General features: G+C 60.1%; 10 protein-coding genes. 3 read left to right on the top strand and 7 right to left on the bottom strand.

Annotated features, from left to right (window positions below):
• Positions 1–8: 8 nt before the first annotated feature.
• From ACEN8Z_RS00580 to ACEN8Z_RS00590, 3 genes are all read right to left on the bottom strand, one after another.
• The gene (locus tag ACEN8Z_RS00580) at positions 9–1,259 is read right to left on the bottom strand and encodes a sarcosine oxidase subunit beta (RefSeq protein WP_007947735.1); all 1,251 of its coding nucleotides are present in this window, start codon (positions 1,257–1,259) and stop codon (positions 9–11) included.
• 23 nt (positions 1,260–1,282) lie between these two features.
• The gene (gene glyA, locus ACEN8Z_RS00585; protein WP_007994427.1) at positions 1,283–2,536 is read right to left on the bottom strand and encodes a serine hydroxymethyltransferase; all 1,254 of its coding nucleotides are present in this window, start codon (positions 2,534–2,536) and stop codon (positions 1,283–1,285) included.
• Positions 2,537–2,819: 283 nt separating this feature from the next.
• The gene (locus tag ACEN8Z_RS00590) at positions 2,820–3,536 is read right to left on the bottom strand and encodes a TraX family protein (protein ID WP_495596464.1); all 717 of its coding nucleotides are present in this window, start codon (positions 3,534–3,536) and stop codon (positions 2,820–2,822) included.
• A 168-nt stretch (positions 3,537–3,704) separates the two neighbouring features.
• Here ACEN8Z_RS00590 and ACEN8Z_RS00595 point away from each other — a divergent pair, with 168 nt between their 5' ends.
• Positions 3,705–4,745, top strand: a complete 1,041-nt coding sequence (locus ACEN8Z_RS00595) for a threonine aldolase family protein (protein WP_495596465.1) — start codon at positions 3,705–3,707, stop codon at positions 4,743–4,745.
• Positions 4,746–4,959: 214 nt separating this feature from the next.
• Positions 4,960–5,784 carry an SDR family oxidoreductase gene (locus ACEN8Z_RS00600; RefSeq protein WP_495596466.1) on the top strand — a complete coding sequence of 275 codons (825 nt, stop codon included), beginning with the start codon at positions 4,960–4,962 and terminating at the stop codon, positions 5,782–5,784.
• 120 nt (positions 5,785–5,904) lie between these two features.
• On the opposite strand, the gene gbcB is transcribed toward ACEN8Z_RS00600, so the two are convergent.
• Positions 5,905–7,005 carry a glycine betaine monooxygenase reductase subunit gene (gene gbcB / locus ACEN8Z_RS00605; RefSeq protein ID WP_495596467.1) on the bottom strand — a complete coding sequence of 367 codons (1,101 nt, stop codon included), beginning with the start codon at positions 7,003–7,005 and terminating at the stop codon, positions 5,905–5,907.
• A gap of 295 nt (positions 7,006–7,300) precedes the next feature.
• On the opposite strand from gbcB, the gene gbca reads away from it, so the two are divergent.
• Entirely contained in the window at positions 7,301–8,596 is a 1,296-nt protein-coding gene (gbca, locus tag ACEN8Z_RS00610) for a glycine betaine monooxygenase oxygenase subunit (protein WP_007975514.1), read from the top strand.
• Positions 8,597–8,724: 128 nt separating this feature from the next.
• Here the strand turns inward: gbca and ACEN8Z_RS00615 are convergent, their stop codons facing one another.
• The 3 genes from ACEN8Z_RS00615 to ACEN8Z_RS00625 form a co-directional block, all read right to left on the bottom strand.
• Positions 8,725–9,969: a metallophosphoesterase gene (locus ACEN8Z_RS00615; protein ID WP_495596468.1), complete on the bottom strand. Its 1,245-nt coding sequence runs from the start codon at positions 9,967–9,969 to the stop codon at positions 8,725–8,727.
• Between the two features lie 27 nt (positions 9,970–9,996).
• A complete protein-coding gene (locus tag ACEN8Z_RS00620; protein ID WP_495596469.1) occupies positions 9,997–11,865 on the bottom strand; it encodes a c-type cytochrome in 1,869 nt (622 codons plus the stop codon).
• A 137-nt stretch (positions 11,866–12,002) separates the two neighbouring features.
• Complete coding sequence (locus ACEN8Z_RS00625) at positions 12,003–15,455, bottom strand: GMC family oxidoreductase N-terminal domain-containing protein (protein WP_495596470.1); 3,453 nt, start codon at positions 15,453–15,455, stop codon at positions 12,003–12,005.
• Positions 15,456–16,443 lie beyond the last annotated feature (988 nt).

Consider the following 16,443-nt stretch of genomic DNA (forward strand, 5'->3'; position numbering starts at 1 on the left):
TTCTCCTGTTAGTGGGCGACCGCAGCAGCGCCGTGTTCATCGATCAACGCACCGTTGTGGAAACGGTCGATGGAGAAAGGTGCGGCCAATGGGTGCATTTCACCCTTGGCCAGGCTTGCGGCAAACACGTTGCCCGAGCCAGGTGTGGCCTTGAAGCCGCCGGTGCCCCAACCGCAGTTGAAGAACATGTTCGGTACCGGGGTTTTCGAAATGATCGGGCAAGCATCCGGCGTGGTGTCGACGATGCCGCCCCACTGACGGTTCATGCGTACGCGGGACAACACCGGGAACATCTCGACGATGGCCTGGATGGTGTGCTCGATCACCGGGTACGAACCACGCTGGCCGTAGCCGTTGTAGCCGTCGATACCGGCGCCGATCACCAGGTCGCCCTTGTCGGATTGGCTGATGTAGCCGTGCACGGCGTTGGACATGATCACGCTGTCGATAATCGGCTTGATCGGCTCGGACACCAGCGCTTGCAGCGGGTGGGATTCGATCGGCAGGCGGAAACCGGCGAGCTTGGCCATGTGCCCGGAGTTACCGGCCGTGACCACGCCGACGCGCTTGGCGCCGATGAAGCCCTTGTTGGTTTCAACGCCGATGCACACGCCGTTTTCCTTGCGGAAACCGATCACTTCGGTCTGCTGGATCAGGTCCACGCCAAGGGCGTCGGCGGCACGGGCAAAGCCCCAGGCCACGGCATCGTGACGGGCCACGCCGCCGCGACGCTGGACGGTCGCGCCCATCACCGGGTAGCGGGTGTTTTTCGAGCAGTCGAGGTACGGAATCTCGTCAGCCACTTGCTTGGCATCGAGCAGTTCACCATCCACGCCGTTGAGGCGGTTGGCGCTTACCCGACGCTCGGAATCACGGATGTCCTGCAGGGTGTGGCACAGGTTGTAGACGCCGCGCTGGGAGAACATCACGTTGTAGTTGAGGTCCTGGGACAGGCCTTCCCACAGTTTCATCGCGTGTTCATACAGGTGCGCCGACTCGTCCCACAGGTAGTTGGAACGCACGATGGTGGTGTTGCGCGCGGTGTTACCGCCGCCCAGCCAGCCTTTCTCGACCACGGCCACGTTGGTGATGCCGTGTTCCTTGGCCAGGTAGTAAGCCGTGGCCAGACCATGCCCGCCACCGCCGACGATGACCACGTCGTAGACCTTTTTAGGGGTCGGCGTGCGCCACATTTTCTGCCAGTTTTCATGATGGCTGAGAGAGTGTTTGAAGAGGCCGAAGCCCGAGTAGCGTTGCATAGTCATTTACTCCAAAACCGCACTCAGCGATAAACCGGGAAGTCCGCGCACAGGGCCGATACCTGCTGGGCGACATTGGCCTCGACATCGGCGTCGCCGAGGTTGTCGAGGATGTCGCAGATCCAGCCGGCCAGCGTGACGCACTGGGTCACCTTGAAGCCGCGCGTGGTCACCGCCGGGGTGCCGATACGCAGGCCGGAGGTGACGAACGGCGACTGTGGATCATTCGGGACAGCGTTCTTGTTCACAGTGATGTGGGCGCGACCGAGGGCGGCATCCGCCTCTTTGCCGGTCAGACCCTGACGGATCAGGCTGACCAGGAACAGGTGGTTGTCGGTACCGCCGGACACTACATCGTAGCCGCGTTTGATAAATACGCCGGCCATGGCCTGGGCGTTGTCGATCACTTGTTGCTGATAAGCCTTGAAGCCTGGCTCCAGCGCTTCCTTGAAGCACACCGCCTTACCGGCGATCACGTGCATCAGCGGGCCGCCCTGGGCGCCGGGGAATACCGCGGCGTTGAGCTTCTTCTCGATTTCTTCGTTGGCCTTAGCCAGGATCAGGCCGCCACGCGGACCGCGCAGGGTCTTGTGGGTAGTGGTGGTGACCACGTCGGCGTAAGGCAGCGGGTTCGGGTACAGGCCGGCAGCGACCAGACCGGCAACGTGGGCCATGTCGACGAACAGCAGCGCACCAACCTTGTCGGCGATCTGGCGGAAGCGCGGGAAGTCGAGGGTCTTGGAGTAGGCCGAGAAGCCGGCAACGATCATCTTCGGCTTGCACTCGACAGCCAGGCGCTCGACTTCGTCGTAATCGATCAGACCGGTCTTGGTGTCGATGCCGTACTGAACGGCGTTGTACAGCTTGCCCGAGGACGACACTTTGGCGCCGTGGGTCAGGTGACCGCCGTGGGCCAGGCTCATGCCGAGAATGGTGTCGCCGGCTTGCAGCAGGGCCAGGTATACGGCGCTGTTGGCCGAGGAACCGGAATGCGGCTGGACGTTGGCGTAATCGGCGCCGAACAGTTGCTTGGCGCGTTCGATGGCCAGGGCTTCAACCTTGTCCACGTGCTCGCAGCCACCGTAGTAGCGCTTGCCCGGATAGCCTTCGGCGTATTTGTTGGTCAGGCCGCTGCCTTGCGCTTCCATGACGCGCTTGCTGGTGTAGTTCTCCGACGCGATCAGCTCGATGTGATCTTCCTGACGTTGCTCCTCGGCATTCATCGCCGCCAGCAGTGCATCGTCGTAACCCTGGATCTGGTCTTGCTTGCTGAACATCGCGTCTCTCCCAGCGGCGGCGGTGCGCCATTCGTCTCGGTGAGGCACTGGCTTTTCGGCAGTGCCCTTTGATAGCGATGGTATGACCGGCTTCGAGTGGTCAAATGCCTATGGACGCCACGCAAAGGTGCGTTTACGACATGGGAAGAAATGGCAGGCCAAACACGACCGTCGATCCAGCGCAGATCCCCTGTGGGAGCGAGCTTGCTCGCGATAGCGGCATCACATTCAACATTGATGTCGGCTGACCCGCCGCCATCGCGAGCAAGCTCGCTCCCACAGGTCAGGCGATGGCCTGTCGCACTGCGAGCAACACGAGGAAATGCACGGGATACAGCGCATACGCCCAACGCCGCATCGGCGGTGGTTTTACGCCCTTTGCATGTCGCAACAAGAACAGCCCGAGCCATGGCGCAATCAGACAAGTGACGATGGCCGGAATCGCCGCGATATTGCCCAGGCGAGCGGCGTGGTACAGCACCTGCCACTGATTGGCCGCCAGACAGACCAACCCCGTCAATAGTGCGAAATACCAGGGCCGCTGCAGTACCAGCAGCATCGCCAGCGGCAACAGGACGCCAAAGAAACCGAACATCAATCGCTGGGAGAACAACGCCGCCAGCAGCAACGCAACCGCCGCCAGCAGTCGCGATGCAAGCACCGGCTGCTGCCAGCCACGGGCCACCAGCAGACCCAGGGCAAGGGTTGGCAACACATTGAGCGTGTCGGGATTGGGAATGTACATTCGATAAGGAATTTCACTCACCGCGCTAAACAGCAACAACCAACCCAGATAGCGCCACTGGCCGCCGGTCGTCGGAGCCCGCACGCGCGCCAGGTTGGCCGCCATCGCCAGACAGAACCACGGAAACGCCAGGCGCCCAGGCACATACAACAGATCGACGGAATAACCGACATATCGCAGGTGATCGAGCACCATGCTCAAAAGCGCCAGCCACTTGAGCAGATCCAGTGCCCCGTCGCGCTGCTTTAAGTGCATGGCCTTGTGCATGGTTTTGTGCATTGTCACGTGCATAATTGCCCTTCGACACTGTATTTTCCCGACAGCGACATCCTGTGCGCTCCACCTGACGATCTTGGGTACAGTGCGCACCCTCATTGACCACGGGACGCTTCACCATAGGCATCTCGACCACGGAAGCAGGCCATGACCGACAAGAGCCAACAATTCGCCAGCGACAACTATTCCGGCATCTGCCCTGAAGCCTGGGCCGCCATGGAACAGGCCAACCACGGCCACCAGCGCGCCTACGGCGACGACGAGTGGACCGCCCGCGCCTCCGACGATTTCCGCAAACTGTTTGAAACCGACTGTGAAGTGTTTTTCGCCTTCAACGGCACCGCCGCCAACTCGCTGGCGCTGTCGTCGCTGTGTCAGAGTTACCACAGCGTGATCTGCTCGGAAACCGCCCACGTCGAAACCGATGAATGCGGCGCCCCGGAATTCTTCTCCAACGGTTCCAAACTGCTGATCGCCCGCACTGAAAACGGCAAGTTGACTCCGGAATCGATCCGCGAGGTCGCGCTCAAGCGCCAGGACATCCATTACCCAAAACCCCGCGTCGTCACCCTGACCCAGGCCACCGAAGTCGGCAGCGTCTACACCCCGGACGAAATCCGTGCCATCAGCGCCACCTGCAAGGAACTGGGCCTGAACCTGCACATGGACGGCGCACGCTTCTCCAACGCCTGCGCATTCCTCGGCTGCACCCCGGCCGACCTGACCTGGAAGGCCGGCGTCGACGTGTTGTGCTTCGGCGGCACCAAGAACGGCATGGCGGTGGGCGAGGCGATCCTGTTCTTCAACCACAAACTGGCCGAAGACTTCGATTACCGCTGCAAACAGGCCGGGCAACTGGCTTCGAAGATGCGCTTTCTGTCGGCACCCTGGGTCGGAATCCTGGAAAACGACGCCTGGCTCAAATACGCCCGCCACGCCAACCACTGCGCGCAATTGCTGGCCGAGCTGGTCAGCGACATTCCTGGCGTGGAACTGATGTTCCCGGTGCAGGCCAACGGCGTGTTCCTGCAACTGTCGGAACCGGCCATCGCCGCGCTGACCGCCAGGGGCTGGCGTTTCTACACCTTCATCGGCAATGGTGGCGCACGCTTCATGTGCTCGTGGGATACCGAGGAAGAGCGTGTGCGGGAACTGGCGAAAGACATTCGTGAAGTGATGTCCCACTAAAACTCTGGTTTACACCGCCCCCCCTGTGGGAGCGGGCTTGCTCGCGAAAGCGGTAGTACATTCAGCATCTGCGGTAACTGACCCACCGTATTCGCGAGCAAGCCCGCTCCCACAGAATCCAATCCAGTCGCCCCTCATCGTTCGCACCTGAAGACTTCGTCTACATTGTTTGTCGAGCCGACCCGCTCACATAACAACAATCAGGAGCGTCAGCATGTCATTGCAAGGCAAAACCCTGTTCATCACCGGCGCCAGCCGTGGGATCGGCCGCGAGATTGCGCTGCGGGCCGCGCGCGATGGCGCCAACATTGTGATCGCCGCCAAAAGCGCCGAACCCCACCCCAAGCTGCCGGGCACGATTTTCAGCGTGGCGCAGGAAGTGGAAGCGGCAGGCGGCAAGGCACTGGCCTTGCAGGTGGATGTACGTGAAGAGGATGCCGTACGTCAGGCGCTGGCCCAGGCCAACGAACATTTCGGCAGTATCGATGCACTGATCAACAACGCCGGGGCGATCAAGCTGACCGGGGTTCAGCACATTGAACTCAAGCGCTTTGACCTGATGCACCAGATCAACACCCGCGCCGTATTGCTGTGCAGCCAGGCTGCCCTGCCATATTTGAAGAAGTCCGGCGGACATATCCTCAATCTGTCCCCGCCGCTGAACCTGGCCACCAAATGGTTCGCCCAGTACAGCCCGTACACCGTCACCAAGTACGGCATGAGCATGCTGACCCTGGGTATGAGTGAGGAATTCAGGAATTACGGGATCAGCGTCAACTCGCTGTGGCCACAGACGATGATTGCCACCGCCGCCATCGAGTTTCAGCTGGGGTCGAGGGAATCGTTCAAGCATGCACGCACGCCTGCGATCATGGCGGATGCGGCGCATGTGATTCTGAGCAGCGCAAACCGCAGCCTGACCGGGCGCTTGTTGATTGATGAGGAAATTTTGCGGGAACACGGCGTAACCGAGTTCGAACACTATCGGTTCGCGCCCGACAGCAGCGAAAATCTCATGACTGACCTATTCGTCGACTGAAAAACACCGTACCTGTGGGAGCGAGCTTGCTCGCGATGACGGAGTCAGATTCAACATCAATGTTGGCTGACCCACCGCTTTCGCGAGCAAGCTCGCTCCCACAGGGTTAATCGGCGTTGATTAGAATTCGATGCGCACGTCGCCCTTCGGCACGCTGCAGCACGACAGGATGTACCCTTCGGCTTCGTCTTCCTCGGTGATCCCGCCGTTGTGCTCCATCTCCACTTCGCCACCCAGCTTCAACACCTTGCAGGTGCCGCAGATGCCCATGCCGCACGCCTTGGGAATCATCAGGCCAACCTTGGCCGCCGCCGCATGCACGGTTTCGCCCGGGGCCACGCGGATGCTCTTGCCGGAGGCGGTGAATTCCACCTCGTGCAAATCCGCCGCATCGATTTCCGGTGCCTCGGCAGCCTGTTCGGCATTTTCCACGGCATCGGCGATCGCCTCTGGCGGCGTGGCGCCAAAGGATTCCTCGTGGTAGCGCTTCATATTGAAGCCGGCGTTTTCCAGCAGGCGCTTGACCGCGTTCATATACGGCGTCGGGCCGCAGCAGAACACTTCGCGCTCAAGGAAGTCCGGAACCATCAGTTCGAGCATCTTGTGGTTCAGATAACCACGGTAACCGGCCCACGGCTCACCGAAACCGTGCTTCTCGCAAATAAGGTGCAGGCTGAAGTTTTCGATCCGCGCCGCCATATGCTCCAGCTCGCGGTGATAAATGATGTCCTTGGGCGAGCGGGCGCTATGGATGAATGCCATGTCGACGTTGCCGTTGGTGTCGAAGAACCAGCGTGCCATGGACATGCACGGTGTGATCCCCACGCCGCCGCTGAGGTACAGCACTTTCGGGTTTGGGAAATCAATGGCGTTGAACAGGCCCACCGGGCCGTGCACCGCCAGTTCGTAGCCTTCATGCAGGGTGTCGTGCAACCAGTTCGAGACCTTGCCGCCCGGAACCCGCTTGATCGTCACCGAAAAGCTGTACGGCACCGAAGGCGAACTGGAAATGGTGTACGAACGCATGATCGGCTGGCCTTCAATCTCCAGCTCCAGGGTGACAAACTGCCCCGGCTTGAAGAAGAACATGATCGGTTGATCGGCCATGAAGCAAAAGGTGCGCACATCCCAGGTTTCCTGGATGACTTTGACGCAACGGACGATGTGTCGACCATTGGCCCAGGTCTGGGTGGTTACCGGGTTCAGGAAGTTATTGGACATGCTGATCTCCACGGCCGACTGTCGGCCTTCATGTTGGCGATTCTGCGTATAGCGCGAACCACCCATTTACCTATCTGCGACATTGACATGCTTATCGCGACCAGCCCCCAACTGCCGGGGCTTGCGCGTCGGGAACAGATTGCACCATGTCGCCCATGGATAAGGTTCTGGCCTGCGCCGGCCCCACACTCGCCCCATACCAAGACACATTCTTTACACCTTGCGTAGCAACCCTGAACAGCACACCTGATTAGCCACTTTCGCCGGCCACGCAGATGGCCTTGAGGATTAAACGATGGACGTCACTACTACCCTGAGCCTGGGCGATCCGCTGGAACCCGCACGCAAGGCCACCGCCCAGATGCTGCAAGAGCGCGAGCGCACGTTCTCGCTGCCGCAGCCGTTTTACTCTGACGAGCGCCTGTTTGATATCGACATGCAGGAAATCTTTCAGAAAGAGTGGCTGATCGCCGGCATGACCTGCGAGATCCCCACCAAGGGCAACTACCTGACCCTGCAGGTCGGCAAGAACCCGATCATCGTGATCCGTGGCGCCGAAGGCGTGGTGCATGCGTTCCATAACGTCTGCCGCCATCGCGGCTCGCGCCTGTGCACCAGCGACAAGGGCAAGGTCGCCAAGCTGGTTTGCCACTATCACCAGTGGACCTACGAACTCGACGGTCGTCTGTTGTTCGCCGGCACCGAAATGGGCGCCGACTTCGACATGAATCAGTACGGCCTCAAACCGGTGAACGTGAAGACCGCCGGTGGCTACATCTTCATCAGCCTGGCGGAGAACCCGCCGGCCATCGATGACTTCCTGTCGACGCTCAACCATTACATGGAACCGTACGACATGGAAAACACCAAGGTGGCGGTGCAAACCACCTTGATGGAAAAGGCCAACTGGAAGCTTGTGCTGGAAAACAACCGCGAGTGCTACCACTGCAACGCGTCGCACCCGGAACTGCTGAAAACCCTGCTGGAATGGGACGACGTCACCGACCCGCGCGCCGACCAGGCGTTCAAGGACCACGTGGCTGCCTCCGCCGCTGCCTGGGAAGCGGAGAAGATCCCTTACGCCCACGCCAGCTTCGGCCTGCGTAACCGCATCGTGCGCATGCCGCTGCTCAAGGGCACCGTATCGATGACCATGGACGGCAAACAGGGCTGCGCCAAGCTCATGGGCCGCATCAAGAACCCCGACCTGGGCTCGATGCGCATCCTGCACCTGCCGCACTCCTGGAACCACTGCATGGGCGACCACATCATTGTGTTCACCGTGTGGCCGATCAGCGCCCAGGAAACCATGGTCACCACCAAGTGGATCGTGCACAAGGACGCGGTCGAAGGCGTGGACTACGACGTAGAGCGCATGCGCCAGGTCTGGGACGCCACCAACGACCAGGACCGTCGCCTGGCCGAAGAGAACCAGCGCGGCATCAACTCCACCGCCTACCAGCCTGGCCCGTACTCCAAGACCTATGAGTTCGGCGTGGTCAACTTCGTGGACTGGTACAGCGAGCGTCTGCTGAGCAATCTTGGGGCCGAGCCTGCGCCGTACCTCAAAGGGGTTCCGGTTCAGGGCTGATCAAGACCAAAAGCTTCGCGAGCAAGCCCGCTCCCACAATGGATCGGTGGCGTACACAAGTTTTGTGAACGACACAGACCAAAGGTGGGAGCGGGCTTGCTCGCGAAAGCGGTCCCACATTCACTCAATCAACTTGAAGACCACCGCACCGACCCATCCTCGCCAATAAACGTCTCTTCGATGTTCTCCCCCACCAGCCGTACCTTCACATAACCATTCAGCACCCGTAACGGGTACGCCTCATCCCGCGCATTTTGGGTTTCCGACCACAACACCCGCGAATGCCCATCCAGTTCACTGGCGTTGCCGTAGGGAATCGCCCCATGCCCGGCGCAACGTGCGTGCAACCCGCCCTGGGCGGCGTAGCAGATGCCATTATGCAAATGGCCCCAATACCAGTAGTCCGGCTCGCGCCCCAGGGCGTCGCACACCGGTTGATACAGCGCGGTCTTGTTGTGCCCTGAGATGTCAAAGCCCTGATGATGACTGAGCACCATCAGCTTCTTGCGCTTGGGCAGGCTTTTCATCCAGTCGATCTGCGGTTGGTTCAGGGTGCCATCCATGTACAGGTTCATGGCGTCCGAGGCATACGCCGAGTCGAGGCCGATCACCAGCCAGTCGTCGTTGTACAGTGCGAAGTAACTGGTGCCCTGCTGCACCGGGAAACGCTTGGCCAGTTCCTTGAAATAGCCGTGGGCGCCGCTGTACATCTCGTGGTTGGAATTGAGCGAGAACGAACCCTGCGTGCCCATCGGCCAACCGGCCATGTCCGCGTCCTCCTGGGAACGGGTGCCGGCGTAATACACATCCCCCAGGTGAATGGTGAAATTGGCCCGGGCCAGTTGCATCTGATTGGCCACCGCCACCGCCGGGGCATGGCTGTCGAATGGCCCGGTGCCCCAGTCACCGGCGATCGCCAGGGTCACGTCGCGTTCCATTTTCACCAGTGCCGGGTCAGTGGCAAAGGGTGCGTGATGGCGCAGGTTTTCGATCCACTTCAGCAGCGCTTCGCTCCATAAAAGATCGAGCAGTTCCCATTTGCGGCAACCGAGCAGACTGCCGTCCTTCAGCACCCGGGTTTGCAGCTCATCCACCGATTGCGGCAACGGGCTGGCGTTACCGATGCGCAGGATCGACAAGCCGTGGGCCAACTCCCACGGCACGCTTGGCTGGTCGTCCGGCAACTCACCGTGCTTGAGCACGTACTGCGCCTGATCATGCCCCCGTTGCAGCAGCGCGATGATCGCCTGGAACTCCTCGGGTTCGAGCTCGCTGATGAGCTTCATCCAGGCTATTTCCACCCGTGCGAACAACCCGTGCAGGCGCACCTTGACCTTGTCGTATTCATGTTCCCAATGAGCAGCTAATGACATGTTGGCACTCCTCCATCCGTAGTGGGTTCACAGGGTTTTCATGAACTCAATGAGCGCCCGCTTATCGAGTTCCGACAGTTGCGTGCCGTACAGATGGCCACCGTTGTGGTTGCCCTCCAGACGAGTGTCGTATTTGAAGTCCGCCGAGGCTTTCACTTGCTCGCCACTGGTGACGAAACCAACCTTGTCCTGGTCGTAAATGTCGGAGCCTGTGAAGAACACCTGCGGCCGTAGTTGCGGGGGTTGCAGCAAATCCCACAGTGTCGGCACCGAACCGTTGTGCAAGTACGGCGCGCGTAACCAAATGCCGTCGGTGGGCGTGTTGCTGTAGCTCTGGGTCTTGCGGTAGGCGCCAAAATCGAACGGCGATTTCTTGAAGCCGTGGAACGCCGTCACCAGACCAGTGGTGAACGAGTTCAGCCGATGGGGATCGGTACCCAGTTCATCAATGTTGGTGGTGACCTGACCGGTGTCGGTGCGGCCGAAATCATGGCAACCGGCGCAGTTGTTTTCCCAGACCGGCTTGCCCCGGGCGACCTTGGCCTGATCCAGCGCGAACGGCCAGGCCGGTGCCTTGTGGCCCAGCAGCCAGTTGGTCACCCGATTGAAACTGGCCGGCAGCACCGACTCCGGCGTCGCGCCCACGGCCATGGCCGCCGCATAGTTGCGCTCGTGAATGTCGTTGTTATTGCCGTCCCAGTGCAGGTACAGCGACTCCCGGGGTTTCTGGTTCCAGACTTGTGGCAAGTCGACGGTGCCGATGGTCGAGTCATCCGGGAAGCCGAATACCACCATTTTCGTCGGGTTGAAGGTGTCGGTGCGACCCGGCCCTTGCGGTGCGCGCAATTGTTGCCAGGCATAGGCCTGTTTCTGCTTGATCAGCGCGCTCGTGGCCATCGGGATGATCAGGTAGCGGTTGTACAACCGTTCGAAGAATCCGAGCTGGAACTTGCTGTTGATCGCCGCCATCACCGCATCGGTGGTGAATTTCGGGTCGCTGGCGCAATCGTAGGCGAACCACTGGAAGGCTTGCAGTTGCAGGGTGTTGGCCGGTGCACTGGGCACCGCAGTGGCGACGTCGCTGGCATTGGCGCGGTAGGAGCCGGTGTGGCACAGCGCGCAGTTGGGCTCCACGGTCGGGTAGCCGATTTGTCGTTTGGCCATGCCGATCGGCAGATCCTTGCCGTTTTCGTAGAGGAAACCGAACACTTCGTAGCCGCCAGGCTTCGGCAGTTTTTCCGGGCACATTTGCGGCAGCACGGCGAACAGGTAATACGGGATCCGCGCCTCAACACCGAGGCCAATGGCGGCGTACTTGTAGTGGTCTTCGTCGGAGGCATATTGCTCGGCCGGCACCACCCGCAGCATCTGATACCAGGTCTGGTAACCGATGAACCCCAGCGCCAGCACCACGATCAGCGTGGCGACCTTGAAACTGTGCTGCTGCCAGCGTCGCGCCCAGGCTGCACACCACTCGCGCCAGCCGTCGCGAAGCAACGCCCAGGGCCGATTGGCGGGAGCGCTGCCCAGGTACAGCAGAATCCCGAGGATCAGAAACATGCTCAGATCGCCCAGCAGCATCGGCACGAATACCTGGGCCTGGTTGCTGGTGTCGATCAGGTAGATCCAGAACGCCACGGCGACTAATCGCGACAACACGCACAGCCACGAATGCACGACATAACGCGGTGCGTTGAAGCCTGATGGCATGTAGAACAGGCTGATCCCCACCAGCAGCATGCCGGCATTTTCCAGCCACGGGTCGGAGAGTTGCGGCGGCATACCGAGCATCGAGGTCAGCAATGCCGGCGCAAACAGTGCCGGGATTGCGAACACCATGTTCATTAAAATGCCTAGCCAGATGAAGCGTTGAAACCAGCGGATGCAGGTGTCCATATCATCCTTTTCCTTGTGCAAGACTCACATCGTGCGATGCCTGGTACTCAGCTTTGGCGAGCAAGCCGCTCCCACACAGGAGTGCAGTCACCTTGTGGGAGCGGGCTTGCCCGCGAAGCAGCCGATTCGGTCTCGAGTCAGCCGAGAGCTGTTTTCTCCAAGTGTTCAAGGATGATCGGGTACACATCCACCACCGCGTTCTTGCCGAACATGCAGTCGATGTGGCCGTAGCCCGGCACCACATGCCGGCTGTAGCGCTCCGGTCCGTGGACCTTGCATACCCGCTCGTAGGTCTTGAGCGTGCTTTCCGGCAGGTAGCATTGGTTGTCGGCGCCGCTGATGAAGCAAATCGGCATGCTCAAGCGCTCGAAGTGCGGCATGTATACGTCATGCCCCTTGAAGTCCACCAGATGCCCCTTGCGCACGATCAGCGCCAGATGCTCGAAGGTGTGCATGTTCGACTCACCAAACAGCTCGTGCAGGTTGTCGTGCAGGGTTTCATTGAGGGTGTCGTGGCGGTACAGCGAGGCGTACATGAAGGTGATGCGGTGGCACACCGGGTTGGTGCAGTAACCCTGGGCTTCGATCCGCGCATAGCCATTGAGAGCTTTGTCGTAGAGTTTGTTGAACCAGTTTTCCTTGCTGTCGGCATAGGCAGTGAGTGATTTGATGCCGAGCGCGTCGAGCATCCCCGGCAGGTGCAGCCCGGCCTTCAAGCCTGTCGCCGTGGCGACCACGGTGTCAGCGGCAATCTGCGAGCAGACCACCGAACGCACGCCCTGCAACCCGGCCAGCAGCGACATGAAGAACGTCGTCGCGCCGTAGCAATGCACCACGCACTGCACATCGTCAGCCTTGGTTTCCTGCTGGATCAGAGCGATGGCCGCCTTGAAATCGTATTGGGCAATCTGGTCGCCGTTCCATTCCCGCTTGCTCGCCGGTAGCAGAATGCTCACCCGAAAATCCAGCAACCAGACGTCGTAGTCATGCTTGCACAGGTATTCCAGCAGGTTGGTCTGGATGGTGTCGGTGGAGAAAATGTTCGAACCCACCCCCAAGCCATGCACCAGCATCACCGGGCCTTTTGTACCGCCCTGATAGCGGGTCAGTCTTAGTTCGACGCCATCCTCGGTGGAAAAGAAATGCACGCTCGGTGGCGGCGCATCCAGTGGTCGTTTTTGCCGTGGCGGTGCATCGGGGTTGAAGTAAATGTCACCGGCGAACACCCCACCGTAGCTTTCCCAGAGGATGCCGGCGAAGAACTTGCCGAAGCGCGCCAGACCGTCGATGCGCTCGCGTTCGTTGCGGGCGTTGAGCACCTTCATGGTGGTCAGCTGTTTGGCGAAATCGGTCGGGTGGATGTGCATCACCCCGCAGCCGATCACCTCGCCACTCTTGTCCGGCCCGCGATACAGCGTGATGTAGAGGGTGCTGGTGTCGTGCCAGATGTTCAGCACGCCATTGTCTTCCGGCACGGTTTTGAAGGCGCTGAAGAAATAATCGCTGCCGTCCTCGGCGGTCAGCTTCATGTCGTAGTTCATGTGGCGCACGCCGACCTGTTGCTGATACTGCTCGAACAGGTTGAACACACCATTGCTGGCGGTCAGCGGCTGAGGCGACAAAGCCGCAGCGTTAACCGTGCCGACCAGAGTTGCGGCATGCTCCGGCTCCTTGATCATACGATTGAGGTCGGCGGCAGTGATGGTCAGGGTAAAATCGATAGGTGAGTTGTCCGCTTCGCCACGCTTGGCCGCGGCTTCATAGACTTTCAGGTCGGTGCTTTGCGCAGCGGTGAAGGCCCGGGAGAAATAGCCCTTCATGGTTTCGGTGAACTGCACACCGAGAGTCTGCGGCACCGACGGTTTACGCGGCGCCGACGGCAGTCTGTAGTCGATGTGCCAGCCGCGGTCAGCCGCCAGCAGTCCCATATTGCGCTCGCTCACCGCCGAGATGGTCAGCAGTGGGTTGACCGCCAGTGACGTCGGGATCACCGCACCGTCGGTCACATACAACGAGGCGTACACATCGCTGCCGCTGGCACCACTGAACACCTGCCCCTTGTGGTTGACCACGCCTTGCGCCGCGTCCTCGCCCATCACGCAACCGCCCAACGGGTGTACCGAGACGATGCTGTGCTTGAGCAACTTGGTCCAGATCGGATTTTCCACCCAGATCCCGCCCAGCGCCTTGGTGCTCTGGTGCAGCCGTTCGTTGCCGAGTTTGACGTTTTCCTGCTCGCCGACACCCGGCCAGTCGATACGCAGTTGGTCCTTGCTGTCGAGCAGCATGCGTCCGTTGCCGCTGTCGTGACTCATGATCAGGTAGGTCTGCATGTTGTGCAGCGCGCCGTAGTACGGGCCACGCAGGAAGCTCTCGACTTCGCGTTCCTTGTACTTCACCTTGGCGCTGAACGTGTCGTCGCTCGGCACGCCAAGCAACTCGGCGAACCCGGCCATGCTCGGCACCATCGGCCGGCCGAGGGCGCCGGGGATCGAACCTTCTTCGATGACCATGCGGCTGCGCCAATCGCCTTCGGTACGCATGTCGATGATCGAGGTAATGCACGGACCGACCGGGTGCAGTTCCTTGGCCGGATGCGCGCCGAAACCGATACCGTTGATGCTCTGTTCGCAGTTGTGGCCGAAGCCGAGGATGTCGCCGTTGCCGCTCATGTTCTCGCCGAGCTGGCCGGACATTGCCAGGCCTTTGTCGCGAGAGCGCAGGAGGATTTCGGTGGAGCCGAGAGTGCCGGCAGAGACCACGACGATGTCGGCTTTGACGAACAGGGTCGGCGCGGAAAACTTTTCGCGACCGCTGTCCAGGTACTGGAAGTGCACGATCCAGCCATCGCCGTCGCGCTCCAGATACCGCACCTCGGCCTGACAGAAAATCTCCGCGCCATGGTTCCAGGCGTCCGGCAAGTAATTCATCAGCGTGGTGTTCTTGGCCTTGTTGTTACAGCCCGAAACGCAGTCGCCGCAGTGATTGCACGGCAGCTGCTCGACGCCGACGTGGTTGGTGTTGTTTGGCAGTTTGTCGAAGGTCACGTTGATCGGCGGCTTGTAGAAATGTGCGCCCTGCTTGAGGTAATCCGCGGACTTTTTGTTGGCGTCGAGTTTGGGCAGGTTCGGCGCAGTGTTCGGATAGGGATTGGGCTTGAGCATTTCCCGGGCGCGGGCGTAACCGTCCTTGAGCAGGGTGTCACGGTGTTCGCGCACTTGCGGCGGCCAGCGCGGGTCGTCAAACACTCCAGGCTCCGGTTCCAGGGAGACGTTGGCGTTGATCAACGACGTTCCACCGAGGCCGCAGCCCACCACCACGTTCTGTTGGGCATTGACGTGCAAGTCGAACAGCCCGGTGCGTGAACCGATGTGGCCGTCCGGATCATGCACTTGCAGCTCTTCAGTCGCGGCGAGCATGGTGTTGGGGTACTCGCCGGGGCGGATTTCCCGACCTCGCTCCAGCAGGCACACCCGTTTACCGGCCCGGGACAGGCGCGACGCGGCAATGCCGCCGCCGTAACCGGAACCGATGACGATCACGTCGTAGTGTTCCTTGATCTCGCTGATGGGCGTTGCAATCCGTGTCATGAGTAGGTTCCTCTCAGGCAAATTGGGCAACTCTGAGGTTGCCTGCAATCAATGGGCGAACGGGCACCTGGCCTCCGGGCGCACCCGGCGGCAGCACAACAGTTTGGGCAGGATTCAGGCGCTATAGGCGAGCGCGCTGGTTGGCGGTACGACGCAGCGTGCGTTTGCGCGGCAACGGCGTCGCCAGCAAAGCGCGGAACGTACAGGGATTAGGGGACGAGCGATGGGGCTGGCTATCCATCATGTGTTCTCCCTGAACCTGATGTGGATAAGTGACGGCTGTCCTTGTGCCATTGGAGTGAAGACAGGCGACAGATTGAAGTCAAGGTTTTGACCTAGAACTGTACGAAATCTGAGCTATCGCGTTGCGCACTATAGCCGGCGGGGTTTGTGGGGTTTGGCGAACAAGTTATCCACATAGCCACCCACAGCAAATGGGGACAACTATGCAAGTGCTGGAAACTTTCTCCACAGAAACTGAAGAAAATCCGTGACTTATTCAAAACCAGAGTTCTCGGCTGGCATAGATCATTTTTTGATCAGCACCATGAACGCCACGTTCTACATGGCCTGTGGCGGATGACAAACACCTTATCCACAGAAGCGCCAACAGACTTTGGGGGCAACTTCGAGGGGGCTGTGGAAAACCGCTGATAACCTCGGACTTTCTAAGTTTGCGGACGGTATAACCGTGAAAACCGGTGAATTGATCGATTTTTAACCAAACACCTGAAGAGCACGTTTTATAAGGCCTGTAGCGGTAAGCGAACATCTTATCCACAGAAACGCCAACAGAGATTGGGGGCAAGTCCTTGCTCCCGCATGCACTCATTCAGTGGAAAAGTCGTTCAAAAACCGCAGGTTAAGCTGGGTGTTTTTTGATCTAAGGGCTGTAGCCCCCGATTTGCATGGGCTGTAGCGAGGGGCGAACATGTTATCCACAGAAGCGCTAACAGGGATTGTGGGTAAACACATTGGGGCGAACTGA

The organism is Pseudomonas sp. Pseusp10 (assembly GCF_059492225.1).

What these genes read in the sequence shown, in the direction of transcription:
- glyA (WP_007994427.1), bottom strand. Translation starts at nt 2,536, where the DNA reads ATGTTCAGCAAGCAAGACCAGATCCAGGGTTACGACGATGCACTGCTG.
- ACEN8Z_RS00580 (WP_007947735.1), bottom strand. Translation starts at nt 1,259, where the DNA reads ATGCAACGCTACTCGGGCTTCGGCCTCTTCAAACACTCTCTCAGCCAT.
- ACEN8Z_RS00620 (WP_495596469.1), bottom strand. Translation starts at nt 11,865, where the DNA reads ATGGACACCTGCATCCGCTGGTTTCAACGCTTCATCTGGCTAGGCATT.
- ACEN8Z_RS00595 (WP_495596465.1), top strand. Translation starts at nt 3,705, where the DNA reads ATGACCGACAAGAGCCAACAATTCGCCAGCGACAACTATTCCGGCATC.
- gbca (WP_007975514.1), top strand. Translation starts at nt 7,301, where the DNA reads ATGGACGTCACTACTACCCTGAGCCTGGGCGATCCGCTGGAACCCGCA.
- gbcB (WP_495596467.1), bottom strand. Translation starts at nt 7,005, where the DNA reads ATGTCCAATAACTTCCTGAACCCGGTAACCACCCAGACCTGGGCCAAT.
- ACEN8Z_RS00615 (WP_495596468.1), bottom strand. Translation starts at nt 9,969, where the DNA reads ATGTCATTAGCTGCTCATTGGGAACATGAATACGACAAGGTCAAGGTG.
- ACEN8Z_RS00600 (WP_495596466.1), top strand. Translation starts at nt 4,960, where the DNA reads ATGTCATTGCAAGGCAAAACCCTGTTCATCACCGGCGCCAGCCGTGGG.
- ACEN8Z_RS00625 (WP_495596470.1), bottom strand. Translation starts at nt 15,455, where the DNA reads ATGACACGGATTGCAACGCCCATCAGCGAGATCAAGGAACACTACGAC.
- ACEN8Z_RS00590 (WP_495596464.1), bottom strand. Translation starts at nt 3,536, where the DNA reads ATGCACTTAAAGCAGCGCGACGGGGCACTGGATCTGCTCAAGTGGCTG.